The following is a 20,410-nucleotide window of genomic DNA, read 5'->3' on the forward strand; positions in this document are numbered from 1 at the left end:
GCCGGGGGGGGGGGGGGGGGGCGCGCCGCCCCCCCCCGCCGCCCCCCCCGGGCCCCCCCCGGGGGGCCCCCCCCCGGGGGGCCGGGGGGGGGGGGCGGGCCGGGGCCGCCACGCCCACGCCCACGCCCGCCCCCCGCCTCCGGCTCGCCCGCGCCTGCGTCAACTCCGTGCCGCAGCGTCCATCCGGACGGGGGGTTTGGGCGCGGGGGTGAAACCGTGCGCGGCGGGGCGGGTGTCGTGCGCGGCATGACGACACCGACCGGACAGCCCGCCGATTCGTCCGCCACTGCCACCGCGTCCGCGCCCGCCGAAGCCCCGACGCGCACCAGGGGCGTCGCGCCCGGCCGCGGCACCCCGTCGGCGCGTGGCGCCGCGTCCGGCTGCGGCGCCGCGCGCATCCGGGCCGCCGCGCAGGCCCGGGACACCCCGTCGCCGCGCGGCGCGGCGCATGCCGTGCGGGAGCTCGTCAGGGCCCTCGCGCCGCTCCTCGCCGCCGAGTCGCAGGCCGAGGCGGCGGCCGCCGGGGTGGAGGCGGGCGACCTCGAACAGGCCGTGTGGCTCCGGCTCCTTGAGCGGCTGGACGACGACGGCCCGGGCGTACCGGCCCAACCCGCCGACTGGCTGCGCCGCGCCGTCCGAGCCGAGGCCCGCCGGGCCCGCCGCACCGCCGGGCGCGAACGCCCCTACGCCGGGGGAGGCGGCGACGGCGACGGTCCCGGCCCCGACGCCGCCGAGCCGGAGCGTGCGGCCCTCGTCGCCGAGCGCCGCCGCGTCCTGCGCGCCGCGATCGACCGGACGCCCGCCCACTGCCGACGGCTGCTGACTGCGATGCTGTCGCCGAAGGATCCCACATACCGCGAAATCGCAGGAGAGTTGGGTATCTCACAAGGCAGTTTGGGGCCGATGCGTTCCCGCTGCCTGGGATGTCTGCGCAGAATGCTCGCGGCAGAGGTTGCCGCTCCTGAACATCGGGGAAAGGTGCGGTAGACCGACAGGGCGTATCAGGTGAGCCGGAGGCAGGCACACATGGGCATGAGCGTGACCATCGCAGCGGCGGACGAGCAGGACGCGGAACACATCCTGAAGTTGCAGTACCTGTGCTACCAGAGCGAAGCCGAGCTCTACGGCGACTACTCCATCGAGCCCCTGACCCAGAGCCTCGACGACCTCAAGGCCGAAATCGCCCGCGGCCACGCCCTCGTGGCGCGTCTCGGTGGCGAGGTCGTCGCCTCCGTACGCGGCGAGATCGACGACACCGGCACGGCCCGCATCGCCAAGCTCATCGTCCACCCGCGGATGCGCCGCCACGGCCTCGGCGGACGTCTTCTCGACGCCATCGAGCAGCACTTCGCCGCCGACCCCGCCGCCCAGCGGTACCAGCTCTTCACCGGCCACCGCAGCGAGGGCAACCTCCGCCTCTACCGCAAGAGGGGCTACGAGGCCGTCGCCACCCGGGAAGTGGGCCCGCGCCTCACCCTCGTCACGCTGGAGAAGGCCGCCTGACCCCGGCCTTCCGCAGCCACATGATCCCGGTCACCGGCAGCAGCACCGGGATGAAGACGTATCCGAATCCGTACTTCGACCACACCGTGGCGTCCGGGAAGGCCCCCGGGTCCAGCACCGTCCAGGTCCCCACGACCAGCACGCCCACGAGCTCGGCGGCGCAGCACACCAGCGCCGCCCTGCGGGCCGTCTCCCCGCCCCGCACCAGCGTGTACGTGATGAAGACGTACACCAACGCCGCCAGCGCGGACAGCGTGTACGCCAGCGGGGCCCGGCCGAACTCGGTGGCGATCTGCAGCGCCGACCGCGACACCGCGCCCACGGACATCACGCCGTAGAGCCAGACGAGCGGCATGCCCGGGCCCTTCGCCAACCGGCGCTCCGTCACCTCTCAGCCCTCCCAGATGTCGAAGAGGCGCACTTCGAGCACCGCCAGCACCACCGCGCCCGCCGCCACCGTCGCCGATCCCCAGCGGGTGCGCTCCGCGAGCGACATGAACCCGGCCGCCGGCACCGCGCAGAACGCGCCGATCAGATAGGCGAGGAAGATGGCCGTGCCTTCGTCGGCCTTCTCACCCCGGGCGAGCCGGACGACCCCGACGACCAGTTGCGCCAGCGCCAGCACCGTCACCACCGCCATACCGATGAAGTGCCAGTCCTTCGTCGGCTGGTCCCGGTAGGCGGCGAAGCCGCACCAGGCGGCGAGGGCGAGCGCGGCCGCGGAGACCGCGATCGTCAAGGCGTCGAGCATGCGCCCGAGGTTAATACGGGACGCCGGAGCCGCCGCGACCGCCCCCGGTGGCGGCAGCGCCGGCCCGGGCACCGCGACCGACCGTGGTCTTGACCACAGGAGGCCGGCCCGCGCCGTTCGGAGCGAGCGCCGCCGAGCACCGCCTTCGGTGGTGTTCGCGCAGGTCAGCGGCGTGGGAGCAGGAGATCCGGGTGGCAAATACGGCAGGCGGATGTCCGTATGCTGCACTGGTGCGGTCCGCTATTCGGACAATCGTCCGGCCCGCGAAGACGTGTCTGCTTTACTGGCACGCATGACCACGACGAGCAGCCGCACCCTTGCGACCGAGGCGATGACGACGCCCGGTGCTCGTTGTATGTGTCGAATGTGCGCCTTCTGAGGGCCCCTGCCTGAGCCTCGCGCCCCGAAGCGAGACCGACAGCGAGCGAGCCGCCGCGTCCGTACCCACCGTCGGACCGCGACGCCCTGCCCCGCGCGCACGCATCCCCGGCCACCAGCCGAATCAGCCGTGCCGTGCGTCGGATCGACGAACGCCCCGTGCCCGGCGGACTCCGCGCCGCGCACTCGACAGTGACGGAAAACCCCTGTGATCACCACCTCGGGCCTGACCAAGGTCTACGAGTCGAGAGGCCGCCAGGTCACCGCTCTGGACGGCGTCGACCTCCACGTCCGCGAGGGCGAGGTCTTCGGCGTCATCGGACAGAGCGGCGCCGGCAAGTCCTCGCTCATCCGCTGCGTCAACCTCCTGGAGCGCCCCACCGCCGGCACCGTGACGGTCGACGGCACCGACCTCACCGCGCTCGCCGGCCGCGGCCGCCGCGCCGGCAAGGACCTGCGCCGCGCGCGCAGCCGCATCGGCATGGTCTTCCAGCACTTCAACCTGCTGTCCTCGCGCACCGTGCAGGACAACGTCGAGCTGCCCCTGGAGATCCTCGGCGTCTCCGGAGCCGACCGCTCCCGCCGCGCCCTCGAACTCCTCGACCTCGTCGGCCTCGCCGACAAGGCCAAGGCGTACCCCGCCCAGCTCTCCGGCGGGCAGAAGCAGCGCGTCGGCATCGCCCGGGCGCTGGCCGGCAATCCGAAGGTGCTGCTCTCGGACGAGGCCACCAGCGCGCTCGACCCGGAGACCACCCGTTCCATCCTCCAGCTGCTGCGCGACCTCAACCAGCAGCTCGGCCTGACCGTCCTCCTCATCACGCACGAGATGGACGTCGTCAAGACCATCTGCGACTCGGCCGCCCTCATGAAGAAGGGCAGGATCGTCGAGTCCGGCACGGTCGCCGGCCTGCTGGCCACGCCGGGCTCCGAACTCGCCCACGAGCTGTTCCCGGTGAACGGGCAGGCATCCGGCCCCGACCGTACGGTCATCGACGTCACCTTCCACGGCGAGGCCGCCACCCGGCCCGTCATCTCGCAGCTCGCACGCACGTACAACATCGACATCTCCATCCTCGGCGCCGCCATGGACACCGTCGGCGGCCGGCAGATCGGCCGCATGCGCATCGAGCTGCCCGGCCGGTACGAGGACAACGTCGTGCCCATCGGCTTCCTGCGCGAGCAGGGACTGCAGGTCGACGTCGTCGACGACGAGGCGCAGCGGCCCGGCCGGCCGCAGCAGCTGCACGTGCCCGCGCAGGGCCTGGTGAAGGAGACCGCGAAGTGACCTGGGAAGAGATGCGGCCCCTGCTGGAGCAGGGCACCATCGACACGCTCTACATGGTGCTGTGGTCCACCGTCGTCACCGTCATCGGCGGCCTCCCGCTCGGTGTCCTGCTCGTCCTGACCGACAAGGGCGGACTGCTGCAGAACCGCCCGGTGAACAAGGTCATCGGCGGGATCGTGAACATCGGCCGCTCGCTGCCGTTCATCATCCTGCTGATCGCCCTGATCCCCTTCACGACCCTGGTGGTCGGCACCTTCATCGGTCCCTCCGCGATGATCGTGCCGCTCTCCATCGGCGCCATCCCGTTCTTCGCGCGCCTGGTCGAGACGGCCGTCCGCGAGGTGGACCACGGGCTCGTCGAGGCCGTGCAGTCCATGGGCGGCTCCATCCCGACCATCGTGGGGAAGGTGCTGCTCCCGCAGGCCCTGCCCTCCCTGATCGCGGCCCTCACCACCACGGTGATCACGCTGATCAGCTACTCGGCGCTGGCCGGCGCGGTCGGGGGCGAAGGCCTCGGCTCCAAGGTCATCACCTACGGCTACCAGCGCTTCGAGACCAACTTCATGCTCATCACCGTGGTGCTGCTGATCGTCATCGTCACGGTCGTCCAGCTCATCGGCGACGGGGCAGTACGCCTCCTCGCGCGCCGGGGCCGCACCACCAACTGACTTCCCCCTCCAGCCCGCACTCCTTGTCCGGGCGCAGTCCGCACCACCAGAAAGAGGCACTTTTCGTGCGTAAGAACATCAAGCTCACCACGGCGTTCGCCGGCATCACCGTCCTCACCCTCGGCCTCACGGCCTGCGGCACGGCCTCCGACCCGGCCTCCTCGTCCGGCTCGGGCAAGGACGGCGCCGCCACGCCGCTCGTCGTCGCCGCGTCCCCGACGCCGCACGCCGACATCCTCACCTACGTCCGGGACAACCTGGCGGAGAAGGCCGGCCTCAAGCTGGAGGTGAAGGAGTTCACGGACTACGTCCTGCCCAACACCGCCACCCAGTCCGGTCAGGTCGACGCCAACTACTTCCAGCACAAGCCGTACCTGGACGACTTCAACAAGAAGAACGAGACCGACATCGTCCCGGTCGTCAACGTGCACCTGGAGCCGCTGGGCTTCTACTCCAAGAAGGTCAAGGACCTCAAGGACCTCAAGCCCGGCCAGACCGTCGCCGTCCCCAACGACACCACCAACGAGGGCCGCGCGCTCAAGCTCCTCGCCGACCACGGTGTGATCACCCTCAAGGACGGCGTGGGCGCCGACGCCAAGCTCTCCGACATCGAGGACAGGAAGGGCCTGGAGTTCAAGGAGCTGGAGGCGGCCACCGTGCCCCGCGCCCTGAACGACGTGGACGCCGCCGTCATCAACGGCAACTACGCCATCGAGGCCCAGCTCAACCCGGCCAAGGACGCCCTGGCGCTGGAGAAGGCCGAGGGCAACCCGTACGCCAACTTCCTCGCCGTCAAGAAGGGCGACGAGAGCGACCCGCGGGTGAAGAAGCTCGCCGGGCTGCTCAACTCGCCCGAGGTGAAGAAGTACATCGAGGACACCTACAGCAACGGCTCGGTCGTCCCGGCCTTCGGCGCCGTCAAGTAACAAGCCGCAGCCGCAGCCGCCGTCCGCAGGTCCCCCGCACCCCGTCCGGTGCGGGGGGCCTGCGGCACATCCCCGGCCGCCCACGGCCCGCCGGGCACGGGCAGCGAACGCGTCCCGGCACGGATCCCGGGCACCGGCCGGCGTCACAACGGTGACGTAACGACGCAGCCGTACCGACCCACCCATGCGCACCCTGTGCCCCATGCTGCATGCTGTGCGTTCATGGCTTTACGGACGGTCTTCGGCATGGAGCAGCGCATGACTACCACCTTCCCGGACATCTCCATCAGCACGGAGCGGTTGGTGCTGCGCCCCTACGAGGAAGCGGACGTCCCCGCGCACACCGAGATGATGAACGACGAGACGGTCGTCGCCTGGACCGCCGTGCCCCATCCCTACACGACGGCGGACGCCGAGAAGTGGGTCCGCAGGATCGCTCCCGCACAGCGCACCGCGGGCCGCGGGATCGCCCTGGCCGTCACCGAGTTCCTGACCCAGCGGCTCGTCGGCACCATCCGCCTCGGCAACACCGACTGGCGCATCCGCGCCACCGAGGTCTCCTACATCACCGCCCCCTGGGCCCGCGGCGAGGGGTACGCCACCGAATCCGTCCTCGCCGTCGCGCAGTGGCTCTTCCGCGACCTGCGCTTCGAGCGCCTCGAACTGCGCACCCCCGCCGACAACACCGCCTCCCAGCAGGTCGCCCAGAAGATCGGCTGCATCAGCGAAGGCGTCCTGCGCAACGCCTGGATAGCGCGCACCCGGACGGAGGACGGCGGCTGGACCGACGTCAGGACCGACCTGATCGTGTGGAGCCTGCTCCCGGAGGACTTCGACGGCGCCGACCAACTGGCCGACGCCGGCTACTCCGGCTTCACCGACTGGAACTGACGACAGCGAACCGAGGTACCCTCGCCCTGCCCGACCTGCACCAACTCACCAGGAGGCAGACGAAGATGGCCGACCGGGTCACGGTGATCGGCTGGGACGGCTCGCCCCTCACCGCGGCCGCGCGGTCCGCCCTGTCGGCCGCCACCCTGGTGGCCGGAGCCGCCCACCACCTGGCGCTCCCCGAGATCCCGCCCGCCGCCGAGCGCATCCGCCTCGGCAGCGTCGACCTCGCCGCCCGCCGCATCGCCGGCCACCGCGGCACCGCCGTCGTCCTCGCCGACGGCGACCCGGGCTTCTTCGGCGTCGTCCGCACCCTGCGCGCCCCCCAGTACGGACTGGAGGTCGAGGTGGTGCCCGCGGTCTCCTCGGTCGCCGCGGCCTTCGCCCGCGCCGGCATGCCGTGGGACGACGCCCAGATCGTCGTCGCGCACAGCCGTACGCTGCGCCGCGCCGTCAACATCTGCCGGGCGCACCCCAAGGTCGCCGTCCTCACCTCCCCGGGCGCCGGACCCGCCGAGCTCGCACTGCTGCTCGAAGGCGTCCACCGCACCTTCGTGATCTGCGAGGAGCTCGGTACCGAGCGGGAACAGGTCAGCGTCCTCACCTCCGACAAGGCCGCCGACCACGCCTGGCGCGACCCCAACGTCGTCATCGTCATCGGCGGCTCCGCGGCCGCACCCGCCGCCCCGCCCGCCGCGGGAGCGCCGAGCGGGCCGTGGCTGATGGGCCGCGACCCCGGCACCGTACGCGGCTGGGCGCTGCCGCCCGGCGCGTACGACGGAGCACCGGGCAGGGGCGAGTCGGCGGACCTGCGCGCCGCCCAGCTGGCCCGCCTCGGGCCGCGCCCCGGCGACCTCGTCTGGGACATCGGCTGCGGCTCCGGCGCCCTCGCCGTGGAAGCGGCCCGGTTCGGCGCGGCCGTCATCGCCGTCGACGCCGACCCCGGTGCCTGCGCCCGCACCGAGGCCGCCGCTCGCCGCCACGGCGTGCAGGTGCAGACCGTCGCTGGACACGCGCCGCACGTGCTGGAGCGGATCCCGGAGCCCGACGTCGTACGCGTCGGGGGCGGGGGAGCGGCCGTCGTCGCCGCCTGCGCCGACCGCCGCCCCGAGCGGATCGTCGCGCACGCCACCACCAGGGACGAGGCCGAGGCGATCGGCGCCGCCCTCACGGAGGGCGGGTACACCGTCGAGTGCGCACTGCTCCAGACCGTCGAACTCGACACCGCCGACTGGCAGGAACGGGACCGCTCGGTGGTCTTCCTGCTGGCCGGGAGCCGGTCGGCCGCGGCCCCGTGACCGAGCCACTACGGCACGCCGGGTAGGCTGGCCGATTGTTGTACCGCAGCCGGGCGTTCGGCGGTTCCTTCGTCAATGTCCGGAAAAGTGACCTTCTTTGAGGCTGCGACTGTGGTACGGCGTATCAGGGGGGGCGCGCGACGTGGCGCAGTCCACAGTCACCGGCGGCGGATCACGCTGCCATGCCTGGGGGAAGCCCGCGAGAATACGTGGTGTCCGCGGCCCTTCGTGCCGCGCGGCGCGCACGCTCGTTCTTGTTGGTGCGGGCGTAGGTCTGAAGGAGCACAACCGATGGGCGAGGGGTACGCATGACTGACACCGGCCAGGTCCCGGGCGAGGGGCAGCCGGAGAACGCAGGCATGGTGGAGCAGCCGAGCATCCCCGCTCCGGGCGCGTACACCTTCCTCGACCCCTCCGAAAGCGCTGCCGAGGACGACGATCTGCTGCTGATGCCGGGCGCCCAGGGCGCGTGGGGCGGCGATCCGCAGACCGCCGCCGTCGCGCCGCCGGTGCACCCGATGCCGGCGCACCAGGTCCCGGTACCGCAGCACGCAGCATCCGCGTCCGCGTCCGCCCCCGCGCCCGCTCCGGCTCCGGCGGAGGCGCCCGCCGCGGCGGGCGTCCCGGCCCCGCCGGCGCAGGACGCTCCCGCGGCCCCCGCTCCTGCCCCGGAGTTCACCGTCCCCGAGCAGCCGCAGCCCGTGTACGAGACGTACGAGGGCTACGAGCCGGCCGGGTACGAGCAGGTCGCGCCGGAGGCCGACGCGCATGTGGCGGGCGGCCGTGACTCGGGGTCGGTGGACCTCAGCGCCGTCCGCATGGCGCCGCACGCACCCGCTCCGGCGGAGGCCCCGGCCCCCGCGCCGGTCGCGGCTCCCGCGGCGCAGGGCCCGCAGCCCGCGCGGCGCCCCCTCCACATGGGCCCGCCCGTGCCCGAGGCGCCGTCCGGCGTGGTCCGCTCGCTCGCCGACCGGGGACCGGCCACCGCGCCGGTGCACCACCCGGCCCCGGCCATGACCGGCCCCGAGTACCTGGACGTGCCGCGCGAGGAGCCCGCCCCCGGCCTGTCCGGACCCCAGCTCGCCGAGATCCCGCCGCAGGGCGCGGAGCCGTGGCCGTCCCAGCCGGCCCACGAGCCCCAGGAACCGCAGGCGCCGGCTCCCGTCGCAGCAGAAACGGTCGTTCCGGAGCCGCCCGCCGCACAGTTCGTCCCGGTCGAGGGGTCCGTTCCGACGACACCTCACCTGGCCCCCACGCCGGCCGCCGAGCCGGCTCCGCAGCCGATGGTTCCGGCGCCGCGCGACGGCGACGCCCACCCGGTGGCGGCCCCCGTCGCGGAGACCGCGCAGGAGCCGGCCGCCGCCGCGGACCCGCAGGAGCCGCAGGCCCCGGCCCCCGCCGAGCCCGCCCCGGCCGCCGAGCAGCCCGAGCCCGCGCCCGCCGCGCACGCGACGCCGGAGGCCCCGGCCTCCGAGGCTCCGGTTGCCGAGGTCCCGGTTGCCGAGGCCGCTGCGCCCCAGCCTCCGGTCGTGGACGCTCCGGTCGCCGAGATCCCTGCGCCCGAGGCTCCGGTGGCGGAAGCTCCCCTTGCGCAGCCTGCGGTCGCGGAGGCTCCGGTCGCCGAGACCCCCGCGCCCGAGGCTCCGGGTGCCGAGGCTTCTGCGGTCGAGGCTCCGGTGGCGGAAGCTCCCGCTGCCCAGCCTGCGGTCGCCGAGGCCCCGGTCGCCGAGGCCCCGGTTGCCGAGGCTCCGGTCGCCGAGGCCCCTGCGTCCGAGGCTCCGGCCGCCGGGGAACCGGCGGGCGCCCTCACGCAGGAGGCCCCGCAGGCGCAGGAGCCCCAGGAGACCCCTGAGTCCGCTCAGCCGCAGGAGCAGCCGACCGCCCCGGCCGCCACGACCGACGCCACCACGGACGACGCCGCCACGGACGACGCCACCACCGCGGACGACGCCGCCACCGCGGACACGGCCACAGAAGCCGACACCACCGCCGGCGTCACTGCGGACAACGGCGCCGACACCACCACCGGCACCGCCCAGGAGACGACGGCGGTCGCCCCGCCGGCCCCTCCCGCCCCCGGCTACGACGACGCCGAGCGTGAGGCGGTCCTGCGCGTGATGCGTGAGCGCCGTGACATCCGCAACGGATTCCGCAGCGACCCGATCCCGCACGAGGTACTGCTCAGGGTCCTCGAAGCCGCCCACACCGCTCCGTCCGTGGGGCACTCGCAGCCCTGGGACTTCGTCGTCATCCGCTCCGCCGAGACCCGGCGGACGATGCACGAGCTCGCACAGCGCCAGCGTGAGGCGTACGCGAAGTCGCTGCCGAAGGGCCGGGCGAAGCAGTTCAAGGAACTGAAGATCGAGGCGATCCTCGACACGCCGGTCAACATCGTCGTCACCGCCGACCCCACCCGGGGCGGCCGGCACACGCTGGGCCGTCACACCCAGCCGCAGATGGCGCCGTACTCGTCGGCGCTGGCCGTCGAGAACCTCTGGCTCGCCGCCCGCGCCGAGGGCCTCGGCGTCGGCTGGGTCAGCTTCTTCGACGAGCGCGAGATGGTCCGCGCCCTCGGGTTGCCCGAGCACCTCGAAGTGGTCGCGTACCTCTGCGTCGGTTACGTCGACGAATTCCCCGACGAGCCGGAGCTGATGCAGGCGGGCTGGTCCAAGCGGCGCCCGCTGTCGTGGGTCGTCCACGAGGAGACCTACGGCCGCCGCGCGCTGCCCGGCGAGGAGCCGCACGACCTCCTCCAGGAGACCGTCTCCAACATCCGCCCCCTGGACGCGAAGGCGCTCGGCGAGGCATGGGAGCGGCAGAAGCGCATGACCAAGCCCGCCGGGGCCCTGGGCATGCTCGAAATCATCTCCGCGCAGCTCTCCGGCCTGTCCCGGATGTGCCCCCCGCCGATCCCCGAGCCCGCGGCCGTGGCGATCTTCGCGGGCGACCACGGCGTGCACGCCCAGGGCGTCACGGCGTGGCCGCAGGAGGTGACGGCCCAGATGGTCGCCAACTTCCTGGGCGGAGGCGCGGTCTGCAACGCGTTCGCCAACCAGGTCGGGGCCGAGGTCTGCGTCATCGACGTCGGGGTCGCCGGGGACCTGCCCGCGACGCCGGGCCTCCTGCCGCGCAAGGTGCGCCCCGGCACGGCCGACTTCACCACCGGTCCCGCGCTCACCCGCGAGGAGGTCCTCGCCGCGGTCGAGGTGGGCATCGAGACGGCCCGCGATCTGGTCGCGGCGGGCAACAAGGCGCTGCTCACCGGCGAGATGGGCATCGCGAACACCACGGCGTCGGCCGCGCTGATCTCCGTCTACACGGAGGTCGACCCGGCGGAGGTCACCGGCCGCGGCACGGGCATCAACGACGAGATGCACGCGCGGAAGGTGGACGTCGTCCGCCGGGCGCTGGCCCTCCACCAGCCCGACCCGACGGACCCCCTGGGCGTCCTCGCCGCGGTCGGCGGCCTGGAGCACGCGGCACTGGTCGGCTTCATCCTGGGCGGCGCGTCGCTGCGCACACCGGTCGTCCTGGACGGAGTCAGCGCGGGCGCCGCGGCGCTCGTGGCCCGCGCCATCGCACCCGAGTCGCTGGCCGCCTGCATCGCCGGCCACCGCAGCGCGGAACCGGGCCACGTGGCGGCCCTCAACAAGCTGGGCCTGCGCCCGCTGGTGGACCTCGACCTCCGCCTCGGCGAGGGCACGGGTGCGCTGCTGGCGCTCCCGATCGTGCAGAGCGCGGCGCGCGCGATGCACGAGGTGGCGACGTTCGACTCGGCGGGTGTCACCGAGAAGTGACGGGTACGGGAGTGCGCCGCCCACGTACGTGAGGGGGGCGGGGGCGGAGCGTGGGGGGTGGTCGGACGTAGGGCGACTGAACTCGCGCGAAGCGCGGTGAACGAGAGTCCGACCGCCCCCCACCGGAACTCCCGCCCCCCGACCACGGCCCACCGGACAGCTCCCCGGCACCCCCCGTCCCGGGCCCGGGCCGGCACCACCCGGCCCAGGCCCACACCAGCAGCACCGTCCCGAGCGGGACCAGCAGCACGGTCCTGGCCCACACCAGCAGCACCCGCCCCGGGCCCGGACCAACACCACCCGTCCCGGGCCCAGGGCGCCACCCGCCCCGGCCCCGACAGCCCCCGCTCCGGTCCCGTAGCCCCTGCCCCCGGACCGGTGCCTTGCCCCGCACCGTAAGGTGGTCGCAAGCGACCTCCCCCGCTCCACCCCCCGCCCCACCAGCCGCTTCACCGTCGCAGCGGCCCCGCACACCGCATCACCGCCTCGCCGAGGAGCCGCATCCCCATGGTCGAGTACGCCGAGCAGCCCGCCTACCCCGTCGGACTTCGCCTGTCCGGGCGCCGTGTCGTCGTCATCGGCGGCGGCCAGGTCGCCCAGCGCCGTCTTCCCGCCCTGATCGCGGCGGGCGCGGACATCACCCTCGTCTCCCCGTCCGCGACGCCGTCCGTCGAGGCGATGGCGGAGGCGGGAGAGATCACCTGGGTACGGCGCCGGTACGAGGACGGCGACCTCGCCGACGCCTGGTACGCGCTGATCGCGGCCACCGACCCGGAGGCGAACGCACGCGCGTCCGCCGAGGCGGAGCGCCACCGCGTGTGGTGCGTCCGCTCGGACGACGCCGAGGCGGCCACGGCATGGACCCCGGCGACCGGCCGCAGCGAGGGCGTCACGGTGGCGGTGCTGACGGGCCACGACCCGCGGCGCTCGGCGGCGGTGCGGGACGCGATCGTCGAGGGGCTGCGCGACGGCTCGATCGGCGCACCGCACCACCGGGCCCGTACGCCCTTCGTCGCGCTGGTCGGCGGCGGCCCCGGCGACCCGGACCTGATCACGGTCCGCGGCCGCCGCCTGCTCGCGGAGGCGGACGTGGTCATCGCGGACCGCCTCGGCCCCCGTGATCTGCTGGACGAGCTGCCGCCGCACGTCGAGGTGATCGACGCGGCGAAGATCCCGTACGGCCGCTTCATGGCGCAGGAAGCCATCAACAACGCCCTCATCGAGCACGCCAAGGCGGGCAAGTCGGTGGTCCGCCTCAAGGGCGGTGACCCGTTCGTGTTCGGGCGCGGCATGGAGGAGGCGCAGGCACTGGCCGAGGCGGGCATCGCCTGCACGGTCGTGCCGGGCATCTCCAGCTCGATCAGCGTCCCGGGCGCCGCGGGCATCCCGGTGACGCACCGCGGGGTGGCGCACGAGTTCACGGTGGTCAGCGGCCACGTGGCTCCCGAGGACCCGCGTTCGCTGGTCGACTGGGAGTCGCTCGCCAAGCTGCGCGGCACGCTGGTGATCCTGATGGGCGTGGACAAGATCGGGGCCATCGCGCGGGCCCTGGTCGCGTACGGCAAGGCCCCGGACACACCGCTGGCGCTGATCCAGGAGGGCACGACGGCCGCGCAGCGCCGTGTGGACGCCACGCTGGCGACGGTGGCGGAGCGGGTCGCGGCCGAGGACGTCCGTCCGCCGGCCGTGATCGTCATCGGCGACGTCGTCCAGGAGGGCCCCGACAAGAGGCCGGCCCCGTCCTCCGTCTGAGCCGCACACTCGTCACCCGAGGTGACCCGCGCCGGGCACGGCGTTGGCACCGTACGCACGACAAGGCAGTATCACCCTGTGGCAGATCTCATCACCGTCGACGACCCCGACGACCCGCGCCTGCGTGACTACACGGGCCTGACCGACGTCGAGCTGCGGCGCCGCCGCGAGCCGGCGGAGGGCCTGTTCATCGCGGAGGGCGAGAAGGTCATCCGGCGGGCCCGGCAGGCCGGTTACGAGATGCGTTCGATGCTGCTGTCGGCGAAGTGGGTCGACGCCATGCGGGACGTGATCGACGAGGTCCCGGCCCCGGTGTACGCGGTGCACCCGGATCTCGCGGAGCGGGTCACCGGCTACCACGTGCACCGCGGGGCGCTCGCCTCGATGCAGCGCACGCCGCTGCCGTCGGCGGAGGAACTGCTGCGGGACGCCCGCCGGGTGGTCGTGATGGAGGGCGTGAACGATCACACCAACATCGGTGCCATTTTCCGCAGTGCCGCCGCGCTCGGCATGGACGCGGTGCTGCTGTCGCCGGACTGCGCGGATCCGCTGTACCGCCGCTCCGTGAAGGTCTCCATGGGGGCGGTGTTCTCCGTCCCGTACGCCCGCCTGGAGTCCTGGCCCCGGGGCCTGGAGACGGTACGGGAGGCAGGGTTCCAGCTGCTCGCGCTGACCCCCGACGAGAAGGCGACGGCGATCGACGAGGCCGCTCCGCACCGTCTGGAGCGGGTGGCGCTGATGCTGGGCGCGGAGGGCGACGGCCTGTCCGCGAAGGCGCTGATGGCTGCCGACGAGTGGGTCCGCATCCCGATGGCGCACGGAGTGGACTCGCTGAACGTGGGCGCCGCGGCGGCGGTCGCGTTCTACGCGGTGGCCACCGGCCGCCCCGGCATCTGACGCCCCGACCGGCCCACCGTCACCGCCGGCCGCCCCGGCGCCTGACGCTCAGACCTGCCCACCGTCACCGCCGGCCGCCCCGGCGCCTGACGCTCCGACCTGCCCACCGTCACCGCCGGCCGCCCCGCCGCCTGACCCCCGCACCCCTCCCCGGCCCCCGGCCGGGCACGCGCCCCGCGCAGCAGCGGCGGCCGCGGGACGCCGGGTCCGCCCGGCTACCCCTGCAGGGCCTGCGCCGCGGCGATCCCCAGCAGGACGATCAGCGTCACGACGACGAAGACGACGATCCGCTGCCGCAGCAGCCGGGGGTTCGCGGGCCTGCGTCCGCCCGACGTGGGCCGTGCGCCGCCCGGCCGGGACGCGGGGCGCCCGCCACCGCCGGTCCGCGCGCCGCCGCGTGACGGGTGAGGCGCCGGCGTGCGCTGCGCGCGCCCCTGCGTGGTGCGCGCGGCGCCGCGCTCCGTGCTCCGCTCCGCGGTGCGCTCCGTGTACCGCTCGGTGAGCTGCCCCGTCGTGCGGTCGTCCGCGGGCCGTGCGGCCGGACGGGGCACGAGCGGCCGCCCGTCGGACAGCCCCTGCGCCTCCCGCGCGGCGATCTCCTTGAGCCGCATGGACAGTTGCAGCGTGCTGGGGCGCTCCTCCGGGTCCTTGGCCAGACAGGCCCGTACGAGCGGGGCCAGCGCGTCCGGCACGCCGCGCAGCTGCGGTTCCTCGTGCACCACGCGGTAGAGCATGACCTCGGAACTGCCGTGTCCGAACGGCGAGTCGGCCATCGCCGCGTACGCCAGGGTGGCGCCCAGCGAGAAGACGTCCGTGGCGGGGGTGACCGCGGCGCCCCGGACCTGCTCGGGGGCGAGGAACCCGGGGGAGCCCACCGCCGTGCCGACGTGCGTGAGCGTGGACGCGCCGGTCGCCCAGGCGATGCCGAAGTCGATGATCCGCGGGCCCTTGGGCGACAGCAGGATGTTCGAGGGCTTGAGGTCCCGGTGCACGACGCCCGCCTCGTGGACGGCGACCAGTCCCTCGGAGAGCGCGGCGCCGATGGCGGCCACGTCGGCCGCCGACAGCGGCCCCTCCTCGGCGACCTTGTCGTGCAGGGACGGCCCCGGCACGTACTGGGTGGCGAACCACGGGCGGTCCGCCTCCAGGTCGGCCGCCACGAGCCGGGCGGTGCACCCGCCGCGGATCCGCCGCGCGGCCGACACCTCGCGGGCGAACCGCGACCTGAATTCCTGGTCCTCGGCGAGATCCGGCCGGATCACCTTCAGGGCCACCCGCTGCCCGCGCCGGTCGGAACCGAGGTACACGACCCCCATACCGCCCGCGCCCAGCCGCCGGTGCAGCCTGAACGAGCCGACGACACGCGGATCCTCGCGCCGGAGCCGCATCATCGCCATGTCCGTCCCCTACCTACGGTGGGTTGCCCCCACCTCCGCAGCCGCGGTTATCCGTTTGACTCCCTTTGACGTCGCACAGCTTACGTACCCGCGCCCCGGTGTGCTCATAGGCCGCGCCCTCGCGGGCCGATCGATTGTCAGTGCCCGGTGGGAGATTTGAGGAGTGGTCAGGGGGCCGCCGACGCAGGCTCCTCGGGCCGCGGGAAGTCCCAATGATCCATCACAGAAGGGGGATTGGATCGATGAAGGGCGAGCGGGTGGAGATGGTCGTGGACGCGGGGGACACGACGCGGACGTACGAAGTGGTGGCAAGCCGGGCGGGACGCAGGGTCGATACGGCGGTCCGCAGGGGGGTGGTGGAAGTGAGCGAAGTCACCCGTACCGGGGCAGTGGTGCGGACGGCCCGCTTCATGGCCAACCGGGTGCTAGGTCGTGGTCGAGCAGCCGGTACCGCGGGCCGACGACCCTGAGGCGTAGGGGGGCCGGTCTCCACCCAGGGGAGTACGCCGCGGACCGGCGGCTCATCCTCGGGGAGGCCCGTCAATCGGTACGCGGGCATGACGCCCGGGACCTGCCGTGTCCCTACTGTTGAAGACAAGCGGCGGGTGGAGCTCTCGTCCCCCGAGGTAAAGCACCCGCCGCTGCCAGACTCGACAGGAGAGGAACCGGAACCATGGCGGACATGGCATCGCTGAAGGGGCACGTCCCGCACGGCAGCCGCCCGTTCGGCGACCGCCCGTCCGCCCGCCGCCACCCGCTGGTGGCGACGGCGATGGTCCTTCCCCTGGCCGCCCTGCTGGTGGTCGCCTTCGGCGGCTGGGACGCAGTGGTGACACAGGCGTCGTCCGTGGGCGTGATGCTGGGGCGCTGAGCGGCGCTCCGGACCCGGGAGAGCGGCCCGGGTCGACGACATCCGGCCAACAACCCCGTGGGGACGGGGGTGCGGCGGACGGCTATCGGTGGCCGGCAGCTGGGGAGCTGCCGGCCACTGCCTTTTCGCGGGTGGCCGGGGGAGAGGCCGCCGGCCCGGCACGTAGGGTCGGGGCATGGACGACGGGGTGCTCGTACGGGAGCTGGCGGCGGTCGCGCGAGGGGCGGCGCACGCCCCGGGCGCGGGGTGCCGCGCCTGCGGGCGGGACGCGCCGGCCGTGCTCGCCGACCGCGCGGACGGCACCGTCGTACGGCACGGGCGCGCGGTGGCCAAGGCGCACGCGCCCGGCACCGACGGGTCCGCGCACCGCACCCGTCTCGCGGTCGCCGCGCACCCGCGTCTCACCGGGATCCTGCTGCCGCCGCTGCCGGTGGCCGGCACTCAGGTGCGGGGGCGTCCGGTGACCGCCTGGCCGTACGGCTCGCCCGTCGACCCCGCCGACCCGGACGCCGCGCCCTGGGAGGAGGCGGCGACGCTGCTGGCCCGTCTCCACGCCGTACCGCCCGCCGGACTCCCGGGCCCGCTGCCGCCGATGCGCGGCCCGGCGAAGGCGGCGCGGGCCGTGGCGCGGATGCGGGCGGCCGGACCGCACCCGGCGGCCGCGCCCGTGCTGGCCGCCTGGGCCCGCCTGCCCTCCTGGGCCCGCGACGAGGCGCCCTCGCCCGGCCCCGGCCGGCTGTGCCACGGCGATCTCCACCTCGGCCAGCTCGTGCGCCACCCGGCGTCCACCGGTCCGTGGCTGCTGATCGACGTCGACGACCTCGGCCTCGGGGACCCCGCGTGGGACCTCGCCCGGCCCGCCGCCTGGTTCGCGGCCGGGCTGCTGGCACCCGGCATCTGGGCGCGGTTCCTCGGCGCGTACCGCGCGGCCGGGGGTCCGGCGGTGCCGTCGGAGGGGGACCCCTGGCCCCGGCTGGAGACTGCGGCCCGCGCCCTGACCGTCCAGACCGCGGCGCTCGCCGTCGCCAAGTCGTCGGCCGCGCACCGCGCATTGGACGACGTGGAACGGAGCGTCATCGACGCCTGTACCAGAATTGCGACACTCCCTCCCGAGTCGGACCCCGAGCCCGCGTCGTAGGGTGAGGACACCATCCGAACGGCGAGGAGTTGAGCCGAGCATGCAGTGTCCCAAGTGCCACGCGCCCATGCACACGTACAACCGCAATGGCGTCCAGATCGAGCAGTGCAGCGGCTGCCGGGGGATCTTCCTCGATTACGGCGAGCTCGAGGCGCTGACCCGGCTGGAGGCGCAGTGGGTGCAGCAGGCCCCGCCCGCGCCGCCGGCCCCGCAGCCGTACCCCGCCCAGCACGCCCCGGCCTGGGGTGCCCCGCACCACGGTCACCACGGTCACCACCGCGGCTTCGGGCGGATGCTCTTCTCCTCCTGAGACGACGACGGAGCCCCGGCCGCTGATGCGGCCGGGGCTCCGGGGCGTGTGGACGATACTGGGATTGAACCAGTGACCTCTTCCGTGTCAGGGAAGCGCTCTCCCGCTGAGCTAATCGTCCTCGGGACCATGATCCGGTGATCGGGATCATGTGCACTGCGTGCGCGATACTGGGATTGAACCAGTGACCTCTTCCGTGTCAGGGAAGCGCTCTCCCGCTGAGCTAATCGCGCGGGGGGATCCGAAGATCCAGTGGACGATACTGGGATTGAACCAGTGACCTCTTCCGTGTCAGGGAAGCGCTCTCCCGCTGAGCTAATCGTCCTTGGAGGTGGAGACGGGATTTGAACCCGTGTAGACGGCTTTGCAGGCCGTTGCCTCGCCTCTCGGCCACTCCACCCGGAGTGCAGGGGGTCGGGAAGATCCCCCACTTCGAGCGGACGACGAGATTCGAACTCGCGACCCTCACCTTGGCAAGGTGATGCTCTACCAACTGAGCCACGTCCGCTTGTCGTTTCCGTTTCGCTTGCGCGTCCCGGCGACGTGTTGAACTCTAGCGGATTCCCGGGCCAGTACAAAAACGCGTTTGCCCAGCGTGCTGCGCTGCCCTCGCTCCGCAGCGTCCTCCCGGCCCCGGCCATACACTCGCACCCGTGCACGACCTCGCTCCTCTGGCCCGCTTCGGCGGCCTCCTCGCAACCGACCTGAGGGATGTCACCAGTGACCCCGAGGCCCTGGACTCGTCCGGCTTCTGGGCGGTCTGCGCCGACTTCGAAGGCCGTCTGACCTGCGCTCGCTTCGGTGACGTCCGTACGGCCCCGGTGCCGGCGCCCGTCCCCGGCGCCTGGCGCGGACCAGCGGCCGGTGACTGGACGTCCTCGCTCGACCGCGCCGCGTACACCGCCGGCGTACGCCGGATCCGCGAGCACATCGCCGCCGGCGAGGTATACCAGGCGAATCTGTGCCGGGTGCTCTCCGCGCCCCTGCCGGACCCCGGCGCGGACGTCGACGCGCTGACGGCGCTGCTGGCCCGCGGCAACCCGGCGCCGTACGCCGGAACGATTCGCCTGCCCGCGCACGGCGTGGAGACGGCCACCGCGTCCCCCGAGCTCTACCTGCGGCGCGACGACCGCGCCGTCGAGTCCGGACCCATCAAGGGCACCGGCCGCACCGCCGAGGACCTGCTCGACAAGGACCACGCCGAGAACGTGATGATCGTCGACCTGGTCCGCAACGACCTGGGCCGCGTCTGCGCGACCGGCTCGGTCACCGTCCCGGCCCTGTGCGCGGTGGAGGCGCACCCCGGGCTGGTCCACCTCGTCTCCACCGTGCGGGGCGAGCTCGCCCCGCGGGCGGGCTGGAAGGACCTCCTCGCGGCCACCTTCCCGCCCGGCTCCGTCACCGGCGCCCCCAAGTCCAGCGCCCTGAGGATCATCGAGGCGCTGGAGACCGCCCCGCGGGGGCCGTACTGCGGGGGCATCGGCTGGGTCGACGCCGACCGCCGCACCGGCGAGCTCGCCGTGGGCATACGCACCTTCTGGATCGACCGCACCGAAGGCCAGGGCGTCCTGCGCTTCGGCACCGGGGCCGGCATCACCTGGGGCTCGGACCCGGAGCGGGAGTGGGAGGAGACCGAGCTCAAGGCCTCCCGACTGCTCGCGATAGCGTCGGGGGCGTACGAGGCGAGTGGAAGGACCATCGGACGATGAAGCTGTGGGTCGACGGCGGGCTGCGTGACGCGGACACCGCCCGGGTGTCCGTGCTGGACCACGGCCTGACCGTGGGCGACGGCGTCTTCGAGACGCTCAAGGCGGAGGACGGCCGGCTCTTCGCGCTGGAGCCCCACCTCGACCGGCTCACCCGCTCCGCGCGCGGCCTCGGGCTGCCGGACCCGGACCTCGACGAGATCCGCCGGGCCTGCGACGCCGTGCTGGAGGCGAACCCGATGCCCCTGGGCCGGCTGCGCATCACCTACACCGGCGGGGTCTCCCCGCTCGGCTCGGACCGCGGCGACGCCGGTCCCACGCTGGTCGTGGCCGTGGGCGAGACCACCCGGCGCCCCGACACCACCGCTGTCATCACCGTCCCCTGGACCCGCAACGAGCGCGGCGCCCTCACGGGCCTCAAGACCACCTCGTACGCGGAGAACGTCGTCGCCCTCGCCGCCGCGCACCGGCAGGGCGCCTCCGAGGCGCTCTTCGCCAACACCGTGGGACAGCTCTGCGAGGGCACGGGCTCGAACGTCTTCGTCGTCGTGGACGGACAGCTGCTCACCCCGCCCGTCGCCTCGGGCTGCCTCGCCGGCATCACCCGTGCCCTGACCGTGGAGTGGACGGGCGCCCGGGAGGCCGACCTGCCCCTGGACGTGCTGGAGACGGCCGAGGAGATCTTCCTGACCTCCACCCTTCGCGACGTCCAGGCCGTCCACCGCGTCGACGGCCGGGACCTGCCCGGAGCGCCGGGTCCGGTCACCGCCAAGGCCATGCGGATCTTCGCGGAGCGCGCGGCGCAGATGTGAGGCGGATATGGCCGTGCGGTGGGTAGAACA

18 protein-coding genes, 5 tRNA genes and 1 pseudogene are annotated in these 20,410 nt (G+C 73.8%); 16 read left to right on the plus strand and 8 right to left on the minus strand.

Features of this window, described 5'->3' with window-relative positions:
• Nucleotides 1-246 precede the first annotated feature (246 nt).
• Both ACIA79_RS30590 and ACIA79_RS30595 read left to right on the plus strand, forming a co-directional pair.
• The gene (locus tag ACIA79_RS30590; RefSeq protein ID WP_399431649.1) at nucleotides 247-987 is read left to right on the plus strand and encodes a sigma-70 family RNA polymerase sigma factor; all 741 of its coding nucleotides are present in this window, start codon (nucleotides 247-249) and stop codon (nucleotides 985-987) included.
• Between the two features lie 39 nt (nucleotides 988-1,026).
• Complete coding sequence (locus ACIA79_RS30595) at nucleotides 1,027-1,503, plus strand: GNAT family N-acetyltransferase (protein ID WP_399431650.1); 477 nt, start codon at nucleotides 1,027-1,029, stop codon at nucleotides 1,501-1,503.
• On the opposite strand, the gene ACIA79_RS30600 is transcribed toward ACIA79_RS30595, so the two are convergent.
• Nucleotides 1,481-1,858 carry a hypothetical protein gene (locus tag ACIA79_RS30600; protein ID WP_399431651.1) on the minus strand — a complete coding sequence of 126 codons (378 nt, stop codon included), beginning with the start codon at nucleotides 1,856-1,858 and terminating at the stop codon, nucleotides 1,481-1,483. The two genes, ACIA79_RS30595 and ACIA79_RS30600, sit on opposite strands and share 23 nt — an antisense overlap.
• Nucleotides 1,859-1,894: 36 nt before the next feature.
• Nucleotides 1,895-2,254, minus strand: a complete 360-nt coding sequence (locus ACIA79_RS30605; RefSeq protein ID WP_399431652.1) for a hypothetical protein — start codon at nucleotides 2,252-2,254, stop codon at nucleotides 1,895-1,897.
• Between the two features lie 586 nt (nucleotides 2,255-2,840).
• On the opposite strand from ACIA79_RS30605, the gene ACIA79_RS30610 reads away from it, so the two are divergent.
• The 8 genes from ACIA79_RS30610 to ACIA79_RS30645 all read left to right on the plus strand — a co-directional run bounded on the left by ACIA79_RS30610 (nucleotide 2,841) and on the right by ACIA79_RS30645 (nucleotide 14,146).
• Nucleotides 2,841-3,917, plus strand: a complete 1,077-nt coding sequence (locus tag ACIA79_RS30610; protein ID WP_399431653.1) for a methionine ABC transporter ATP-binding protein — start codon at nucleotides 2,841-2,843, stop codon at nucleotides 3,915-3,917.
• Nucleotides 3,914-4,585: a methionine ABC transporter permease gene (locus tag ACIA79_RS30615; protein WP_399431654.1), complete on the plus strand. Its 672-nt coding sequence runs from the start codon at nucleotides 3,914-3,916 to the stop codon at nucleotides 4,583-4,585. Before ACIA79_RS30610 ends, ACIA79_RS30615 begins: the two co-directional genes overlap by 4 nt.
• Before the next feature lie 65 nt (nucleotides 4,586-4,650).
• Entirely contained in the window at nucleotides 4,651-5,511 is an 861-nt protein-coding gene (locus ACIA79_RS30620; protein ID WP_399431655.1) for a MetQ/NlpA family ABC transporter substrate-binding protein, read from the plus strand.
• Between the two features lie 258 nt (nucleotides 5,512-5,769).
• Nucleotides 5,770-6,402: a GNAT family N-acetyltransferase gene (locus ACIA79_RS30625; RefSeq protein ID WP_399431656.1), complete on the plus strand. Its 633-nt coding sequence runs from the start codon at nucleotides 5,770-5,772 to the stop codon at nucleotides 6,400-6,402.
• A 65-nt stretch (nucleotides 6,403-6,467) separates the two neighbouring features.
• Nucleotides 6,468-7,700 carry a precorrin-6y C5,15-methyltransferase (decarboxylating) subunit CbiE gene (gene cbiE, locus ACIA79_RS30630; RefSeq protein WP_399431657.1) on the plus strand — a complete coding sequence of 411 codons (1,233 nt, stop codon included), beginning with the start codon at nucleotides 6,468-6,470 and terminating at the stop codon, nucleotides 7,698-7,700.
• A gap of 308 nt (nucleotides 7,701-8,008) precedes the next feature.
• Entirely contained in the window at nucleotides 8,009-11,497 is a 3,489-nt protein-coding gene (cobT, locus tag ACIA79_RS30635) for a nicotinate-nucleotide--dimethylbenzimidazole phosphoribosyltransferase (protein WP_399431659.1), read from the plus strand.
• 507 nt (nucleotides 11,498-12,004) lie between these two features.
• The gene (gene cobA, locus ACIA79_RS30640; protein ID WP_399431660.1) at nucleotides 12,005-13,249 is read left to right on the plus strand and encodes a uroporphyrinogen-III C-methyltransferase; all 1,245 of its coding nucleotides are present in this window, start codon (nucleotides 12,005-12,007) and stop codon (nucleotides 13,247-13,249) included.
• 78 nt (nucleotides 13,250-13,327) lie between these two features.
• Nucleotides 13,328-14,146: a TrmH family RNA methyltransferase gene (locus ACIA79_RS30645; RefSeq protein WP_399431661.1), complete on the plus strand. Its 819-nt coding sequence runs from the start codon at nucleotides 13,328-13,330 to the stop codon at nucleotides 14,144-14,146.
• 215 nt (nucleotides 14,147-14,361) lie between these two features.
• Here the strand turns inward: ACIA79_RS30645 and ACIA79_RS30650 are convergent, their stop codons facing one another.
• Nucleotides 14,362-15,543, minus strand: coding sequence for a serine/threonine-protein kinase (locus ACIA79_RS30650; RefSeq protein ID WP_399431662.1), 1,182 nt, complete (start codon nucleotides 15,541-15,543; stop codon nucleotides 14,362-14,364).
• A gap of 242 nt (nucleotides 15,544-15,785) precedes the next feature.
• Between ACIA79_RS30650 and ACIA79_RS30655 the strand changes: the two are divergent.
• The 4 genes and pseudogenes from ACIA79_RS30655 (at nucleotide 15,786) to ACIA79_RS30670 (ending at nucleotide 17,862) form a co-directional block, all read left to right on the plus strand.
• A pseudogene (locus tag ACIA79_RS30655) lies at nucleotides 15,786-16,020 on the plus strand (hypothetical protein).
• A gap of 196 nt (nucleotides 16,021-16,216) precedes the next feature.
• Nucleotides 16,217-16,414: a hypothetical protein gene (locus tag ACIA79_RS30660; protein ID WP_391812660.1), complete on the plus strand. Its 198-nt coding sequence runs from the start codon at nucleotides 16,217-16,219 to the stop codon at nucleotides 16,412-16,414.
• A 175-nt stretch (nucleotides 16,415-16,589) separates the two neighbouring features.
• A complete protein-coding gene (locus ACIA79_RS30665) occupies nucleotides 16,590-17,552 on the plus strand; it encodes a phosphotransferase family protein (RefSeq protein WP_399431663.1) in 963 nt (320 codons plus the stop codon).
• A 40-nt stretch (nucleotides 17,553-17,592) separates the two neighbouring features.
• Nucleotides 17,593-17,862 (plus strand): zf-TFIIB domain-containing protein, encoded by a 270-nt coding sequence (locus ACIA79_RS30670; RefSeq protein WP_399431664.1) that lies wholly within the window; start codon nucleotides 17,593-17,595, stop codon nucleotides 17,860-17,862.
• Between the two features lie 49 nt (nucleotides 17,863-17,911).
• On the opposite strand, the gene ACIA79_RS30675 is transcribed toward ACIA79_RS30670, so the two are convergent.
• The 5 genes from ACIA79_RS30675 to ACIA79_RS30695 form a co-directional block, all read right to left on the minus strand.
• Nucleotides 17,912-17,983, minus strand: a tRNA-Val gene (locus ACIA79_RS30675).
• Between the two features lie 40 nt (nucleotides 17,984-18,023).
• A tRNA-Val gene (locus tag ACIA79_RS30680) sits at nucleotides 18,024-18,095 on the minus strand.
• A gap of 20 nt (nucleotides 18,096-18,115) precedes the next feature.
• Nucleotides 18,116-18,187 (minus strand) — tRNA-Val (locus ACIA79_RS30685).
• A gap of 1 nt (nucleotide 18,188) precedes the next feature.
• Nucleotides 18,189-18,262 (minus strand) — tRNA-Cys (locus tag ACIA79_RS30690).
• A gap of 35 nt (nucleotides 18,263-18,297) precedes the next feature.
• Nucleotides 18,298-18,370: transfer RNA gene (locus ACIA79_RS30695), tRNA-Gly, on the minus strand.
• A 145-nt stretch (nucleotides 18,371-18,515) separates the two neighbouring features.
• Here ACIA79_RS30695 and ACIA79_RS30700 point away from each other — a divergent pair.
• Together ACIA79_RS30700 and ACIA79_RS30705 are read left to right on the plus strand one after the other, a co-directional pair.
• Nucleotides 18,516-19,571 (plus strand): chorismate-binding protein, encoded by a 1,056-nt coding sequence (locus tag ACIA79_RS30700; RefSeq protein ID WP_399431665.1) that lies wholly within the window; start codon nucleotides 18,516-18,518, stop codon nucleotides 19,569-19,571.
• Entirely contained in the window at nucleotides 19,568-20,380 is an 813-nt protein-coding gene (locus ACIA79_RS30705) for an aminotransferase class IV (RefSeq protein WP_399431666.1), read from the plus strand. The genes ACIA79_RS30700 and ACIA79_RS30705 overlap by 4 nt, the downstream gene beginning before the upstream one ends.
• The last annotated feature ends 30 nt before the right edge of the window (nucleotides 20,381-20,410 follow it).

Source organism: Streptomyces sp. NPDC051310 (assembly GCF_044455245.1).
Lineage (GTDB): Bacteria > Actinomycetota > Actinomycetes > Streptomycetales > Streptomycetaceae > Streptomyces.